The sequence below is a fragment of the Bacillus sp. FSL R10-2201 genome (genome assembly GCF_038008665.1).
GTDB classification, from domain to species: domain Bacteria; phylum Bacillota; class Bacilli; order Bacillales; family Bacillaceae_G; genus Bacillus_A; species Bacillus_A mycoides.
This window is the reverse complement of the sequence record NZ_JBBOZP010000001.1, coordinates 2,026,731-2,040,244: the sequence shown is the minus strand read 5'-3', so window position 1 is coordinate 2,040,244 and position 13,514 is coordinate 2,026,731. Positions and strand designations below refer to the sequence as shown.

Below are 13,514 nucleotides of genomic sequence, written 5' to 3'. Positions count from 1 at the left end.
AGTGGTAAGTATGAAAAAAGTAGAACAACTATCTTCTCATCTATATCTTATTGATGATTATGACTTACAACATGATGAACGCACAGGTACATACGTTTTATTAGGTGACGATATTACTTTAATTGAAACTTGTGCGGCCCCTTCTCTTCCCTATATTTTAGACGGATTACAGCAATTACATATTAATTTAAATGATGTAAAAAACATTATCGTTACACATGTTCATTTAGATCACGCAGGCGCAGCAGGGTTAATGATGGAAAAGTGCCCAAATGCTACTCTATTTGTGCATCCGCGCGGGGCTCGTCATATGATTGATCCAACAAAACTAATTCTTGGCGCAAAAGCTGTGTACAAAGAAGATTTTGATAAACTTTTTGATCCAATTCTTCCAATTGAAGAAGAACGTGTTCATATTGTACAAAATGGTGATACATTAAAAATTGCAGAAGACCGTACACTTTCATTTTATAATACACCAGGACATGCGAAGCACCATATTAGCATTCATGATTCATTAACAAACGGCATTTTTACTGGCGATACAATAGGAATTTATTATAGAGAACTCGCAGACCTTGATGTAGAACTATATCTACCATCAACGTCTCCTTCACAATTCCAGCCAGATGCGATGATTGCTTCTAAAAATCATATTCAAAGTATGAATGTAGATACTATTTATTTCGGTCATTACGGCGCATCATCCAATGTTACAGAAGTATATAACCAACTTGAACATTGGTTACCTATTTTCGTTGGTACTGGTAAAGAAGTCTTTGAAAAGTATAATGATTTCGATGAAGCGACTAAAGCTTTACAAACTTTATTAATGGATAAAATCTCTTCTCATCTTACAAAGTTAAACGTTCCATCAAATCATTCCGTTTATAACATTTTACATCTAGATATAGGAATTAGTGCAATGGGCATTATTGATTATTTCACGAAGCAAGAGAAATCCAAATCCACTATCAACTAACAGTAAAAGAAGAGATATATAACAGTAGTTATTGTATATCTCTTCTTTTTTTGAATATATTTTTTAATAAAGGATGGTGGAATGGAATGCAAAAATTGATACTTTACCTCTGCTTTACATTATTTATCATCTTATTATTATTTGTAGGAGTAAAAATTCAATTTTATTTAGAAACAGACGCGCAAGTGAACTTTAACTTTTATCCAAGGTTATTCTACTTTACACTCTTCCCTCTTTTGTTCGGCATTTTATTACGATTCCTACAATCCATTAATCGCGAAACGAGCAAACAAAACTGGAGCTTTCAGCCGGATAAATTTATCGCTATTACGTTGCCAACACTATTCATTTCCTTTTCTCCAGCCCTACTCTTTTCACCAGTTGGCAAATACCTACCTTATTTAACTAATATTATTCTTGTGAATACAACTTTCGTTACCATTATTAGTTTAATAGCTGGTTACTCACTTTTAGATTGTTTGATACAAAAAGACAAGGAGAATAGTAAGGAATATAACTAAGTGATTTCTCACTTTCACTTTATTAAGCAAATCAAGATAATTCTGCCCCTAACTTGTATGCAAAAGAACCTAATGTTCAATTTTTAAGTGTCGTTGGTTATGGTGGTTTATTTATAAGTGCAATACTCCTTGTAAGAGTTGCTATACATGTGGTAAGGAAATTTAAGTAATAACAAAACGAGTATGAAATCGCATAGATTTTATACTCGTTTTTTATTGTTCATATATTTAATTGGTAATAGGAAATTTATGTTAAACTAAAGAAAGTCGCGCACTAAATCAAAATACATTTCAAACAAGGGAGACTTATTATGAAATTAGGGACTTTCTCGTTTCTAACGTTTATCACAAGTATATGTTCTTTCTTTATTTTAAGAGGACCTAATGCAAATTTAACATTAATTATTGTGCTTCTAAGTATTCTTTCATTACTCGGTATTATTTTTGCGATCGCATCAAAGAATTGGCTATTTAAAATAGTTGGTACGACATTAAATTGAGTCATACTAATATTTGTATATTTCTTATTGCTAGCAAAAGGAATAGGTGGTTAATATATTTACGTTTCAATAAGAAAAGCTCACAGCTTAAGCTATGAGCTTTTTTACTTATCTCACCTTTTCATCTACATACTCCATAAACTGTTCTGCTTTAATAAATCTTTCTTTATACGCTTCAGGTACTTCTTCTACTGTTATCCCACCACTCGATTTCGCTTTTACTAATACAGTTTGATATGACATTAACGCTTCCATATATTGTTCATACTCTTCTGAAGTTAATACTTCTTTACTAGATTTATGGCCATTTAATTTATCAAAATACGGCTGAAGTTCCATTTCTACCTTTTTCATTTCCTCTTTTTTAGCTGGTGATAATTGATCATAATCAATATTACCGTTCGAATCCCCGTACTCAAGCTTTGCATTCGTTAATTTCTTTAGTTCTTTTGTAAACTCTTCATATTCCTTCGCACCCATTTCGTCTTTCGCTTGTGATAACTTTGCATTAAAACGCATGTATCCTTCTAATGTTATAGCTCCGGCATGTTTTTTTAAGTTCTCAAAAGATCCGTATATACCATCCGCCATAATAGATTGGTAAGCAAAACCAGTCGTTGGGATTAAAAATGCGGCTGCAAGCACTCCTGCGATAAGGCGCTTCTTCCTTTTACTTCCCCCGCTCTTCATTTTTATTTGAACAATTACTTTTTCTTTTAACTCCGGCGGGGCAATAATCCCCTTCGCTTCTTCTTGTATAGATTCTCTAACTCTACAATCTAAGCTCATTTCACATTCCCTACCTCTCCTAAAAAGATTTCTTCTACTTGCTCTTTTTGACGTAGTTTCTTTAATGCCGCATGAATTCTAGACTTCACTGTACCGATTGGAATATGTAATATTTGTGCTACTTCTTCTTGAGAGTAATCGTGTAAGTATCTTAAGATAATAACTTGTTTCAATTTATACGGTAACTTATGAATGAGTTCGATTAATTTTTGATTTGATATTTTACTTACAACATCGCTAGAAAAATCAATTTGTACTGGTTTTCTTTGCTCTTCTGCTTTTTTTACAATTCGTAGTCGCATCCACCTCTTTCTTCTATAAGAATGAATTTGTTTAATCGCAAGTCCAATTAGCCAAGGTCTAAATGGCTTCTCGCTATCATATTTACGAAGCGATTCATATAGCTGTATGTATATTTCTTGAACGACATCATCTACATCTGCTTTGTCTTCTATTAAAAAATGTGCTGTCTTATATATTTCTTGAATCGTTTTATCATACAATTCGCTATATGCTTCTTTATTGCCTGATAAAGTTAATTGGATTAAATCTGAATACACTGTTTCACCCTTCATGTACCATCCCTCCTTTGTCCTACACTATATATTGGCAAGAAAACGATATTTCGTTCGATTTCTTTCAAAGTTTTTTCAAATAAATTAATATAATGATGCAATGACTTCATAAGCTTCACTTATAACCCTGCATAACAATTATATAATTTTCCAATTTCTAATAAAGATTTAAAATAATATATATATTCAAATTTAGGAGGATGTATATGAAAGCTATCGTTGTAACTTCGTTCGGTGGTCCTGAAGTGATGAAATATACAGATGTGGAGATGCCGGCTATTTCAGACAATCAAGTTTTAATTCGTGTTGTTGCTACTAGTGTTAATTTCGCCGATATTAAATCACGCTATGGCAAAAAAGGAAACAAAGCATTACCTTTTATTCCAGGTATAGATGTAGCTGGTATTGTAGAACACGTAGGTTCTCAAGTGAAAAATATTCATTCTGGACAACGTGTCATCGCTTTCCCTCAAAACGGATCTTACGCAGAATACGTTGTCGCAAACGAAAATCTTACTTTCGTTTTACCTGATGAAGTCGATTTTCAAGCTGCAGCTGCCTGCCCTATCGTATCTTTTACAAGCTACAATTTACTTGCAAATGTTGCAAGACTACAAAAAGATGAAACAGTTCTAATCCATGCAGCTGCTGGTGGAATTGGTACTACAGCGATTCAACTTGCAAAACTATTAGGGGCTAAAAAAGTTATCGGTACTGTTGGAAATGAAGCAAAAAGAAAAATTGCTTTAGATGCTGGCGCTGATTATGTTATTTGTCATCAAGATGAAGATTTTGTAGAGAGGATAAATCAACTTACAAACGGAGAAGGCGTTAATATTATTTTAGATTCTATTTCTGGTACTGTGTCCGAAAGAAGTTTAGAATGCCTTGCTTATTACGGTCGTCTCGTCCATTTCGGCAATGCTAGCGGAGAAGTTGGTAGTTTTCAAACGAAAGATTTACACGCAAGTTGCCGTTCTATACTCGGTTTCAGCTTTGGCACTACACGGAAAAAACGTCCTGAATTGCTTCAAGAAACTGCGAATCAAGTTTTCCGTTATTTACGCGATGGAAGTTTACAAATTAAAGCTACGAAATCTTTTCCTCTTCAAGATGCAGGGAAAGCACATGAATGGGTCGAAAGTAGACAAAGTACAGGGAAAGTAATACTCCACGTTCAGACAGCTCCCTAAAATGAATACATGAAATAGAGGTGTTATTCATGGGATCACGAATTATGCATATCATTATCGCGAGCGGTATTGCAGAGAAACTATCTATTCAAGATAAAACTTCTTTCTTACTTGGTGGTGTAGCTCCTGATGCTGTTCATTCAAAAAAAGAAAAAGGAACTTCACATTTTTACGCTGGTACAACGAAGAACTATACGAGAAGAATAGATTATGATTCATTTATTCATAAATACGAAGATCATCTGGATTCCCCTTATATTTTAGGTTATTATACCCACCTCATTGCCGATGATAATTGGCTAAGCGGCTTTTTTCTACCTTGGCTTAAAAACAGAATAGAAAACGACGAAACTATCGCACCTATGTACTATAACGATTTTAAATTATTGAACGCACAATTGTTGCATCATTACGATAAAGAACAGCAGCTCTTCGCCCTACTTAATCAAGAGGCTAACATTGTGAATATAGAGGAGATTTCTAGAAAGAATGTTTTAGCTTTTCGGCAATATATTTTTGAAGATATGCTATATCCTGAGCAACACTTGCACGAAAACTTACAAGTGTTTTCATTTGATCAAATCGTTGGTTATATTGAGACTGCAATTGAAAAAGGAACATTTTTTATAGAACAACTCGTTAATAAAAAATTGACTTCAAATATTTAATCCCCCTCATTATTTACGAGGGGGATTTTCACATAACTATATAATTATTTATTTTTTCCCATTACTGCAAAGTAATTCCCTTCACTATCAGCAAAGTTAAACAATTTACCAGTAGGCATAGTTACGTCTTTCTCATTATTTATCTAGGCTTTTTCTTACCAGTAAAAGCTGGTTTCTTTTTCTTTGGTGCTGGTGGTTTCGATTCTACAAATGTTCCTTTGAACATTTCTTGTTTCGTAAACACGATACCTAATTTTTTCGCAAATTGAAGTAATTTACGCTCTTCTTGTTCTGTTACAAGAGAAACAACTGTTCCTTCTTTGCCCATACGTCCAGTACGTCCTGAGCGGTGAATATATTGGTCTACTGTGTCTGGTAACTCTAAGTGGATTACGTGTGTTAAATCATCGATATCTAATCCACGTGCTGCAATATCAGTAGCAAGTAATATTTCTAATTTCCCGCTACGGAACGCGCGCATCGTTACTTCACGCTCTTGTTTGCTTGCCTCTGCATGAAGTGCTGCTGCTTTCATTTTACGGAACTTCAGTTTTTGAGTAATTTCATCTAAACGGAATGGATCATTTAAGAAGGCAACTGCTTTTACATTTCCCATATGCATAACTCTTCTAATATAATCATTTTTTTCACGACGCTCACAAACGATATACGTATGTTCAACTAGGCTCTGTGCCTCTGAACGTGTTACACGTACTAATTGTGGTTCAACTGTCAAATCACGTGCCGCATCTTCTGCAGCTTTTGTTATTGTCGCCGAGCAGAATACTAATTGACGATCGCGCATCGTTGATTTAATTACATCAAGTACAGCACCCATCATCTTTTGTTTTACAATTTGATCAAACTCATCAAATACAATCGTTTTCACTTCATGCATCTTTAATTTTTTCATGCGAATCAACTCTAAAATACGTCCTGGTGAACCGACAATAACTCTCGGATGTTTCTTTAATTTTTCAACTTGGCGCTTAATATCCGCACCACCAATTAAAGACGCACCTGAAATGTCCGTTCCTGCTGTAAACTTTTGAACCTCTTCATGAATTTGCATAACAAGTTCACGAGTTGGCGCTAAAATTACAACTTGAGGTTGTTTAACTTCAGGATTAATTTTATGTAAAAGTGGTAATAAGTACGCTAATGTTTTTCCTGTTCCAGTTGGAGATTCAGCAATAACGTCTTGTCCTTCTAAAATAGTTGGAATCGCTTGTTTTTGAATTTCAGTAAATTCTTTAAAACCAGCCTTTTCCCAAGCTTGTTGTAAAAATGGTTGCATATCTTTTATCATTTGTTTTTCTCCTTTATCTCTATTTTTGAAGAAAATGTTGTATTGTTCGCACCGTTTCTATCATGTGTGAAATAACAGCTATTAAATCATCAACATGGTCTTCTGTAATCGATTTTTGAAATAGAACCTCTACCTTATTATGATATGAAATCGCTTGCTTATTATATTCGTATGAAATTTTTTGCGTAATCATTCGCTCTTTTCCCCATATAGAATGCAATAAAGTTTCAATTTCTTCGCATCCTATCTCTGGTTGCTCCATTTCGAACGAGAATTCCAGCTTCATTTCACAACCTGGTATAAACTGAGGTACTTCTAATATTTCACCTGATAAATTCTTTGCATCAACAGATAGTGAAAATGTCGCCTCTACCATCGTTTTAAATGTTTCTGTTAGTTGAAATGAAATACTATACATACGACTTAATGAAGCAAGGTCCATCACATCTTTTCGATCCGTTACGAGAATATCACCGTGTAAATCGAAATCATAGACAGCTCCTTCCACAATTACCTTTAAATTTTCAAAAGCAGTTGGATCAAACATAATTTCCTCCAAAAAACAGGCGCCTTTCGATGGAAAGGCGCCACTTGATGTATATATAGTTTACAGATAAACGAGATGAATTACAACCTTTTAGAATAAACCTACTGCTTTTCCATCTTCATTTACATCCATTTGTAGTGCTGCTGGTTGTTTAGGAAGGCCTGGCATTGTTAACATTGTTCCTGTTAACGCAACGATAAACCCTGCACCGATAGATGGTTTTAATTCACGAATTGTAACGATAAAGTCAGATGGGCGACCTAATTTTGTTGCATCATCTGAAAGAGAGTATTGTGTTTTCGCCATACAAATCGGTAGGTTACTCCAACCTTCTCCCTCATATTGAGCTAATTGCTTACGTGCTTTCGGAGCAAATTCAATATCTTTTGCGCCGTAAACTTTTTGAGCAATTGTACGAATTTTTTCTTCTAATGGTAATTCTAATTCATAAAGTGGTGCGTAGTTGTTTTCACCTTTTTCAATTTCTTTTAACACTTTCTCAGCAAGGTCAACTCCGCCTTGGCCACCTTTCTCCCAAACTTCTGTTAAGGATACTGCATAGCCACGCTCATTGCACCATTCTTGTAAGTATGCAACTTCTGCATCTGTATCAGTAATGAATTTGTTAATGGCAATTACGAAAGGAACACCGAAGCTTTGAATTGTTTCAACATGCTTCTGTAAGTTCTCCATACCTTTTGCTAACGCATCTACATTTTCTTCTTTTAATTGATCTCTCGCCACACCACCGTGCATTTTAAGCGCACGAATAGTCGCAACAATAACTACCGCTTCTGGTTTAATACCAGCTGCACGTGCTTTAATATCTAAAAACTTCTCGGCACCTAAATCTGCACCGAATCCAGCTTCTGTAATAACATAATCACCTAATTTTGCTGCCATTGTCGTAGCGATAACACTGTTACAACCGTGAGCGATATTCGCAAATGGTCCGCCATGAATGATAGCTGGTGTATTTTCTAATGTTTGTACTAAGTTCGGTTTTAATGCATCTTTTAATAGAAGTGTTAACGCTCCTTCTACTCCTAAATCTTTAACTGTTACAGGTTGATTTGAAAAATTATAAGCAACAACAATGCGAGATAGACGTGATTTTAAATCTTGAATATCTGTTGCAAGGCAGAATACGGCCATAATTTCAGATGCTACTGTAATATCAAAACCGTCTTCACGTGGTACACCTTGAACCGGTCCACCAAGGCCAATTACTACGTTACGAAGGGCACGATCATTTAAGTCAACACAGCGTTTCCAAACGATTTTACGCGTATCAATTCCAAGTGTGTTTCCTTGTTGGATATGATTATCAATAAACGCCGCTAATGCGTTATTGGCAGTTGTAATCGCATGAATATCTCCAGTAAAGTGAAGGTTAATGTCTTCCATTGGTACTACTTGAGAATAACCGCCACCTGCTGCTCCACCTTTTAATCCCATTGTTGGTCCAAGAGATGGTTCGCGAAGTGCAATTACTGTTTTCTTACCAATTTTATTAAAAGCTTGGCCTAAACCAACTGTTACTGTTGATTTACCTTCTCCTGCTGGAGTTGGGTTAATCGCTGTTACTAAAACAACTTTACCGTCTTTCTCATCTTGTAAACGCTTAAAAATATCAAGAGATAACTTGCCTTTATAATGTCCGTATGGCTCTAGTTCTTCTTCTAAAATATTTAAATTAGCTGCAATTTCTTGAATCTTCTTCATACTTGCTTCTTGTGCGATTTCAATATCAGATTTAACTGTTGTAGTAGTTGTCATATACCCTAGTCCCCCTTTAATTGATTCTGATGATATTGTATCAGTTTTTTGTATTTTCTGCACTTATTTACCTCCTAAAACCCTTCAATTTTGTTATACGTTTTTTAACATAAATACCCATAAAAATGTTAACGCTTGTTGTAACTCTGTAGGTAGCTGACCTAACATCTTCTCATTTACTCCGCGCTTATATACGCCGGTACCATCTACAACTTCAAATCCTTGTTCTTTTGCTAACTGTTCAAATTCCCAAGGCATCATCGTATTGCAAACAACGTCTTTGCCATATAGGCGCGGATAACTGTTCTCTCTCGGTTTTGCTGTCGGTCCTAAAATTGCAATACATGCGTATCCATCTTTCTTTAAAACACGCTTTATTTCATTTAATGCTCGCAACGGCTCCTCGGTCCATTCTAAAGAATTAATTGCCATAATTGCTTCAAATTTCTCATTTTCAAATGGTAATGAAGAAAGATCACCTTTTATAAAAGATAAGTTTGGGTCTTCTCCGCGCTCCTTACCCTTTTGAATCATAACTTCCGATAAGTCCACCCCAACCGCTTTGTAGCCAGTAAGACTTAATTTATATGTACCATACCCATCACCACAGCCAACATCTAACACTTGTACTTCCTTTTCCACGTACTGCTCAAAAAATGGAATGATTGTACTCCTGCTCCCGCTATCCCACATTTCTTGACTATTTTGATTCCAAAACTCTGCATCGTTATCCCATTTTTTCTCTGCCGATTCATGCCAATTAAACTTCGCCATACATTCCCCTACCTTCACGTATTATCATTCATTTCATTCTACATCATGTTCCAAAATCCCTGTTTATCTTCATAAGGAGATAAAGTGAAACTTTAATCAGTGGGGGTGTTTGTTCGCCCCCACTGATTATTATTTGAACCAATCGGGCTTTTACTGGCAGCCCGACTCCCATCTAACTTCTTTGCTCCAGCCGAATTTTGAGGTGGGGGTCTTACTGCACGGCAAATAGCGGGATAAACAGGATAACAACGGAATCTATTTTCTCCAATTTTTGCTTTACTTGGGTTTAACTCATACTCATGTTCTGCTCCTTATGAAAGATACTATAGATACACCCAATTGAAAGAGAGGGATGTACATGCGAAGAAAGAGAAATCATCATTTTAAAAGTGGTGAAAAAAACGAAGAGTATGCAGCTGAAATATCTCCGGCTGGTATTCCGATTAGACATGAGCGCAAAGAAATTGCAAATGAAATAGAAGGTACAAATACCGGTGCAATGATTGGCTATGTCGCATTATTTCTTTCGTTATTCTCCATTGCTTTTTATCCTGTTACACTCGGCTCCCTTGCTATTTTAGTTGGCTTATTAGCTGTCAATTTTGGAGCGAGAACACTTGGATATACCGCAATTGGTTTTGGTAGTTTTTCTGTTTTATTTACTTTACTCTATCCGCTTGCTTTGTCAGCGTTTTAAAAAAAACACACCAAGTTATACTTGGTGTGTTCATTCATGATACAACATGATATGACCGCATCCACAACAATGCTTCGCTGTAATTTCTTGAAAAACTGGATAATTTTCTTCATCTCTATGCTCAATAAACACCTTTTCAAATCGGTACATGTTTGGCGCATATGCCCAATCTTGTTTCGTACGTGCATATAATGTTGAAGAAAAAAACTCCTCACCACCACAAACGATACATCCCTTCTTCATCAATACCCCTCCTATGCTTGTCTTACTTCATCTATATGAACATAAGCATAAAAAAAAGACCTTCTATTACTAGAAAGTCTTCTCTGAAACAAAAAGAAATGTACCGAATATACCTACTCCGCTATATTCTTTCGTAACACCAGCTTCTGTTTTATACGTTTGCTTTACAGTCATAAAGAAAACACCATTTCGTGCATCAATACTTTCAAACTGTAATTTCTCTTTTTTTTCATCTACATTTTGCGTGCATTCAAAGCTACTCTCGTCACATTTCAATGCATACTTATCCTCTACATACGAATTAAAATCTGATTCTTTCGGACAAGTTATAAGTAATATTGCCACGAGAATAATACTTACAATACCCACAATTGTATAATATTTCTTCATTTGTTCTCCTTTCAAAAGACAAGAAAACTTGACTTCATGCGCCAAGTTTTCTTAGTCTACAACCCATTGCCACTCTTGTTCTTTCTTATCAAAAATGAGCCAACCCGTTTCTGTTGCTTCCGCTTTCAATTCATCGATATTATCTAGTACCTCATCCGTACTTTCGAATGATCCTACTACATATACCGGAATTTCAAGACCTCTTCTCGACTCAATTTTCCCCGCTAAATCAATGTATAATCCATCTTCCATTAACGGCATAAGCCCAAGGATAACTTCCTTTGAAATTGCTGGGAAAATTTTTGATTTTTGGAAGAAAGTAAAACGTTTCTTTCCAAACGAACCGAGTTTATATGGAATCACTTTACTCAGCATTCCTACAAAATCACCGATTCTACGGTAATACACTTTGTTGTACCAACCGTCATCATGTGAAAAATAAACGAATCTATTCTTCAACAATGGGAAGAACGTTCTTCCAAGTGGTTCTTTTTTGTGAGCCAAATATAATAATTCTGCAATTTCTTTTGGCTCTAACTCATCTAAATCGCTTGCATCATCGAAATCTACCCAACAAAATTCATCAAATTCATCAATCTCTGCTTGAATGAGTTTATGTATGTTTTCTTCCTCAACATATTCAAATAAAGTATGATAATGAAAATCTGTCCACTCAAAATTATGCTTTAAAAGCAATACTTGATGAAGCGGTGAAGGGATGTTACTTGCAAACTCTTTAAACGTAATTCCAGATGTAATAAAACAATGACCCCGACGATTACCATTAATATATATCATATTGTTTACTTGGTCAGATCCTCCAGACAAAGCACCTAGCCACCTTCGTTTTATATGTTTCAATTCTATAGCATATTTTAACATGAAAAATTTTAGAAACATAGAAAAAACTTCAAAAACTATTTACAATTTCATGTGTTTTATTACATACTGATTACAAGAAAAAACGCCTGCTTATGAGCAGGCGTTTTTAAAGGATTTCATCTGGGTTTTGAGGGTGATGATTTCCCTCTTTCTTTTCATCTGTTTGGAACATCGATTGAATTTTATCAATTGTTTGTGGAGCTAATTCAATTATTTTTTCTGCTAAATGTGTCGCATTTTGTAAATGAAGAATATTTACCCCGTCTTTATTCACGACTAGAAATGCTACTGGTGTAATAGAAACACCACCCGCGCTACCGCCACCAAATGCAGGGTTACCGTTCGCTCTTTGTCCATCATTCGTTTGGAAATCAGAACCTCCTGCTCCAAAACCGAACGCTACTTTAGAAACCGTTAACACTACACCACCGTCAGCCGTTTGAACAGGCTCTCCAACAATCGTATTTACATCGACCATTTCTTTTAAATTTTCCATTGCTGCTTTCATTAATCCTTGAATTGGATGATCCACCGTTCATAACCTCCTTTGTCATATCTTTCCTAGTTTTTCCGAAAGTTGGTGAACTAAACATAAAATTTTATATTGATTTCAAAAAACTTAAGTTGTAATATTTAGAAAAATAAAAAAGAGGTCGATTTTTTATGATGAGAAAATTAACAAAGAAAGATCATGAACAAGTATTCGGTTACCTAAAAGAAGAAGCAGCCCTTAACTTGTTTATTATTGGGGATTTAGAAGCTTTCGGTTATGAAACAGACTTTCAAGAATTATGGGGCGTATATAAAGAGAATGGAACATTAAAATCCATTTTACTTCGCTTTCACGATACATTTATACCGTATAGTAAAGAAGAGTTTATGGTTACTGACTATGAGGCACTTCTTTCCGCATATAAGCCGCTTAAACTCTCTGGCAAGTCAACTATTGTAGAAAGATTTGAAACTGCTCCAAGTGTACAACTAGGCGCCAAAAATGAAATGTATTTTTGCGAATGTCTAAATGACAGCAACTTACCTAGCACACCAATTCATGAAACAATTAAACTTGCCTCACTCGATGATATAGAACGAATTATGAAATTACGAAGTGACATCGCTGAGTTCCCGACTGCTCATGAATCTGAAAAAATGTTAAGGCAAGCTATCGAAACAAATACAGGACGTACATATTATATTGAAAAAGACGGTGCAATCATCGCATCCGCCTCAACTTCCGCTGAAAATTCATTATCCACTATGGTAGTTGGTGTATGTACACACCCGAATTATCGCGGAAATGGATACGCTTCGTTCATATTACAAAAAATGATTCAGGACTTTACGAAAGAAGGCCGAACACTTTGTTTGTTTTATAACAATCCAGCAGCTGGACGTATTTATAAACGACTAGGGTTTAAAGATATTGGAATGTGGACGATGTATCGATAATAAGGGGTACTCTATATACAGAAATAGTTGTCACTTAGCAATAAAAGCAAATTACAAAAAAATTTCACACCGTTATTATGAAGATGGAGAAACTACTTGTGAAGCGATGACTCTAACTAAAATATGTTAATGTATTCAAGCTAAATTTAGACAGATTAATGGCCCCAATTGTTGCATTTACTCCAGCAATTGGGGCTGCATGTTTATTCTCAAATT

The 13,514-nt window shown here is 35.3% G+C and carries 17 protein-coding genes and 1 pseudogene; 7 read left to right on the top strand and 11 right to left on the bottom strand.

Annotation, left to right across the window (positions count from 1 at the left end):
• The first annotated feature begins 10 nt into the window (after positions 1–10).
• From NSQ69_RS10630 to NSQ69_RS10620, 3 genes are all read left to right on the top strand, one after another.
• Positions 11–982, top strand: coding sequence for an MBL fold metallo-hydrolase (locus NSQ69_RS10630; RefSeq protein ID WP_063226481.1), 972 nt, complete (start codon positions 11–13; stop codon positions 980–982).
• 86 nt (positions 983–1,068) lie between these two features.
• Entirely contained in the window at positions 1,069–1,503 is a 435-nt protein-coding gene (locus NSQ69_RS10625) for a hypothetical protein (RefSeq protein ID WP_002012503.1), read from the top strand.
• A gap of 311 nt (positions 1,504–1,814) precedes the next feature.
• On the top strand, positions 1,815–2,003 hold the full coding sequence (locus tag NSQ69_RS10620) for a hypothetical protein (protein ID WP_341099224.1): 189 nt from the start codon (positions 1,815–1,817) through the stop codon (positions 2,001–2,003).
• 108 nt (positions 2,004–2,111) lie between these two features.
• Here the strand turns inward: NSQ69_RS10620 and NSQ69_RS10615 are convergent, their stop codons facing one another.
• Positions 2,112–2,792: a DUF3600 domain-containing protein gene (locus tag NSQ69_RS10615; protein ID WP_002127077.1), complete on the bottom strand. Its 681-nt coding sequence runs from the start codon at positions 2,790–2,792 to the stop codon at positions 2,112–2,114.
• The gene (locus NSQ69_RS10610; RefSeq protein WP_002165914.1) at positions 2,789–3,367 is read right to left on the bottom strand and encodes a sigma-70 family RNA polymerase sigma factor; all 579 of its coding nucleotides are present in this window, start codon (positions 3,365–3,367) and stop codon (positions 2,789–2,791) included. Before NSQ69_RS10610 ends, NSQ69_RS10615 begins: the two co-directional genes overlap by 4 nt.
• Before the next feature lie 206 nt (positions 3,368–3,573).
• On the opposite strand from NSQ69_RS10610, the gene NSQ69_RS10605 reads away from it, so the two are divergent.
• Together NSQ69_RS10605 and NSQ69_RS10600 are read left to right on the top strand one after the other, a co-directional pair.
• Positions 3,574–4,560, top strand: coding sequence for a quinone oxidoreductase family protein (locus NSQ69_RS10605; RefSeq protein ID WP_002127072.1), 987 nt, complete (start codon positions 3,574–3,576; stop codon positions 4,558–4,560).
• 29 nt (positions 4,561–4,589) lie between these two features.
• Complete coding sequence (locus tag NSQ69_RS10600) at positions 4,590–5,228, top strand: zinc dependent phospholipase C family protein (RefSeq protein ID WP_002135913.1); 639 nt, start codon at positions 4,590–4,592, stop codon at positions 5,226–5,228.
• A gap of 44 nt (positions 5,229–5,272) precedes the next feature.
• On the opposite strand, the pseudogene NSQ69_RS10595 reads toward NSQ69_RS10600, so the two are convergent.
• The 5 genes and pseudogenes from NSQ69_RS10595 to NSQ69_RS10575 form a co-directional block, all read right to left on the bottom strand.
• Positions 5,273–5,353 (bottom strand): annotated as a pseudogene (locus NSQ69_RS10595) (VOC family protein); the annotation flags it as partial.
• A gap of 14 nt (positions 5,354–5,367) precedes the next feature.
• Positions 5,368–6,537, bottom strand: a complete 1,170-nt coding sequence (locus NSQ69_RS10590; protein WP_002012513.1) for a DEAD/DEAH box helicase — start codon at positions 6,535–6,537, stop codon at positions 5,368–5,370.
• Between the two features lie 19 nt (positions 6,538–6,556).
• A complete protein-coding gene (locus NSQ69_RS10585; protein ID WP_002065080.1) occupies positions 6,557–7,084 on the bottom strand; it encodes a hypothetical protein in 528 nt (175 codons plus the stop codon).
• Positions 7,085–7,174: 90 nt separating this feature from the next.
• Entirely contained in the window at positions 7,175–8,863 is a 1,689-nt protein-coding gene (locus NSQ69_RS10580; RefSeq protein ID WP_002031556.1) for a formate--tetrahydrofolate ligase, read from the bottom strand.
• 93 nt (positions 8,864–8,956) lie between these two features.
• Positions 8,957–9,637: a class I SAM-dependent methyltransferase gene (locus NSQ69_RS10575; protein ID WP_002186017.1), complete on the bottom strand. Its 681-nt coding sequence runs from the start codon at positions 9,635–9,637 to the stop codon at positions 8,957–8,959.
• 358 nt (positions 9,638–9,995) lie between these two features.
• Between NSQ69_RS10575 and NSQ69_RS10570 the strand changes: the two genes are divergently transcribed.
• Positions 9,996–10,334 carry a hypothetical protein gene (locus NSQ69_RS10570; protein WP_001253195.1) on the top strand — a complete coding sequence of 113 codons (339 nt, stop codon included), beginning with the start codon at positions 9,996–9,998 and terminating at the stop codon, positions 10,332–10,334.
• Positions 10,335–10,364: 30 nt separating this feature from the next.
• Here NSQ69_RS10570 and NSQ69_RS10565 read toward each other — a convergent pair whose 3' ends face one another.
• From NSQ69_RS10565 to ytfJ, 4 genes are all read right to left on the bottom strand, one after another.
• Positions 10,365–10,577, bottom strand: coding sequence for a hypothetical protein (locus tag NSQ69_RS10565; protein ID WP_002012518.1), 213 nt, complete (start codon positions 10,575–10,577; stop codon positions 10,365–10,367).
• A gap of 69 nt (positions 10,578–10,646) precedes the next feature.
• Positions 10,647–10,967 (bottom strand): hypothetical protein, encoded by a 321-nt coding sequence (locus NSQ69_RS10560; RefSeq protein WP_002127064.1) that lies wholly within the window; start codon positions 10,965–10,967, stop codon positions 10,647–10,649.
• A gap of 51 nt (positions 10,968–11,018) precedes the next feature.
• Positions 11,019–11,795 carry a hypothetical protein gene (locus NSQ69_RS10555; RefSeq protein ID WP_002085994.1) on the bottom strand — a complete coding sequence of 259 codons (777 nt, stop codon included), beginning with the start codon at positions 11,793–11,795 and terminating at the stop codon, positions 11,019–11,021.
• Positions 11,796–11,955: 160 nt separating this feature from the next.
• Positions 11,956–12,381 carry a GerW family sporulation protein gene (gene ytfJ, locus NSQ69_RS10550; RefSeq protein WP_002127061.1) on the bottom strand — a complete coding sequence of 142 codons (426 nt, stop codon included), beginning with the start codon at positions 12,379–12,381 and terminating at the stop codon, positions 11,956–11,958.
• Positions 12,382–12,512: 131 nt separating this feature from the next.
• Here ytfJ and NSQ69_RS10545 point away from each other — a divergent pair, with 131 nt between their 5' ends.
• Entirely contained in the window at positions 12,513–13,298 is a 786-nt protein-coding gene (locus NSQ69_RS10545) for a GNAT family N-acetyltransferase (RefSeq protein WP_215585990.1), read from the top strand.
• Positions 13,299–13,514 lie beyond the last annotated feature (216 nt).

What these genes read in the sequence shown, in the direction of transcription:
- NSQ69_RS10630 (WP_063226481.1), top strand. Translation starts at nt 11, where the DNA reads ATGAAAAAAGTAGAACAACTATCTTCTCATCTATATCTTATTGATGAT.
- NSQ69_RS10625 (WP_002012503.1), top strand. Translation starts at nt 1,069, where the DNA reads ATGCAAAAATTGATACTTTACCTCTGCTTTACATTATTTATCATCTTA.
- NSQ69_RS10620 (WP_341099224.1), top strand. Translation starts at nt 1,815, where the DNA reads ATGAAATTAGGGACTTTCTCGTTTCTAACGTTTATCACAAGTATATGT.
- NSQ69_RS10615 (WP_002127077.1), bottom strand. Translation starts at nt 2,792, where the DNA reads ATGAGCTTAGATTGTAGAGTTAGAGAATCTATACAAGAAGAAGCGAAG.
- NSQ69_RS10610 (WP_002165914.1), bottom strand. Translation starts at nt 3,367, where the DNA reads ATGAAGGGTGAAACAGTGTATTCAGATTTAATCCAATTAACTTTATCA.
- NSQ69_RS10605 (WP_002127072.1), top strand. Translation starts at nt 3,574, where the DNA reads ATGAAAGCTATCGTTGTAACTTCGTTCGGTGGTCCTGAAGTGATGAAA.
- NSQ69_RS10600 (WP_002135913.1), top strand. Translation starts at nt 4,590, where the DNA reads ATGGGATCACGAATTATGCATATCATTATCGCGAGCGGTATTGCAGAG.
- NSQ69_RS10590 (WP_002012513.1), bottom strand. Translation starts at nt 6,537, where the DNA reads ATGATAAAAGATATGCAACCATTTTTACAACAAGCTTGGGAAAAGGCT.
- NSQ69_RS10585 (WP_002065080.1), bottom strand. Translation starts at nt 7,084, where the DNA reads ATGTTTGATCCAACTGCTTTTGAAAATTTAAAGGTAATTGTGGAAGGA.
- NSQ69_RS10580 (WP_002031556.1), bottom strand. Translation starts at nt 8,863, where the DNA reads ATGACAACTACTACAACAGTTAAATCTGATATTGAAATCGCACAAGAA.
- NSQ69_RS10575 (WP_002186017.1), bottom strand. Translation starts at nt 9,637, where the DNA reads ATGGCGAAGTTTAATTGGCATGAATCGGCAGAGAAAAAATGGGATAAC.
- NSQ69_RS10570 (WP_001253195.1), top strand. Translation starts at nt 9,996, where the DNA reads ATGCGAAGAAAGAGAAATCATCATTTTAAAAGTGGTGAAAAAAACGAA.
- NSQ69_RS10565 (WP_002012518.1), bottom strand. Translation starts at nt 10,577, where the DNA reads ATGAAGAAGGGATGTATCGTTTGTGGTGGTGAGGAGTTTTTTTCTTCA.
- NSQ69_RS10560 (WP_002127064.1), bottom strand. Translation starts at nt 10,967, where the DNA reads ATGAAGAAATATTATACAATTGTGGGTATTGTAAGTATTATTCTCGTG.
- NSQ69_RS10545 (WP_215585990.1), top strand. Translation starts at nt 12,513, where the DNA reads ATGATGAGAAAATTAACAAAGAAAGATCATGAACAAGTATTCGGTTAC.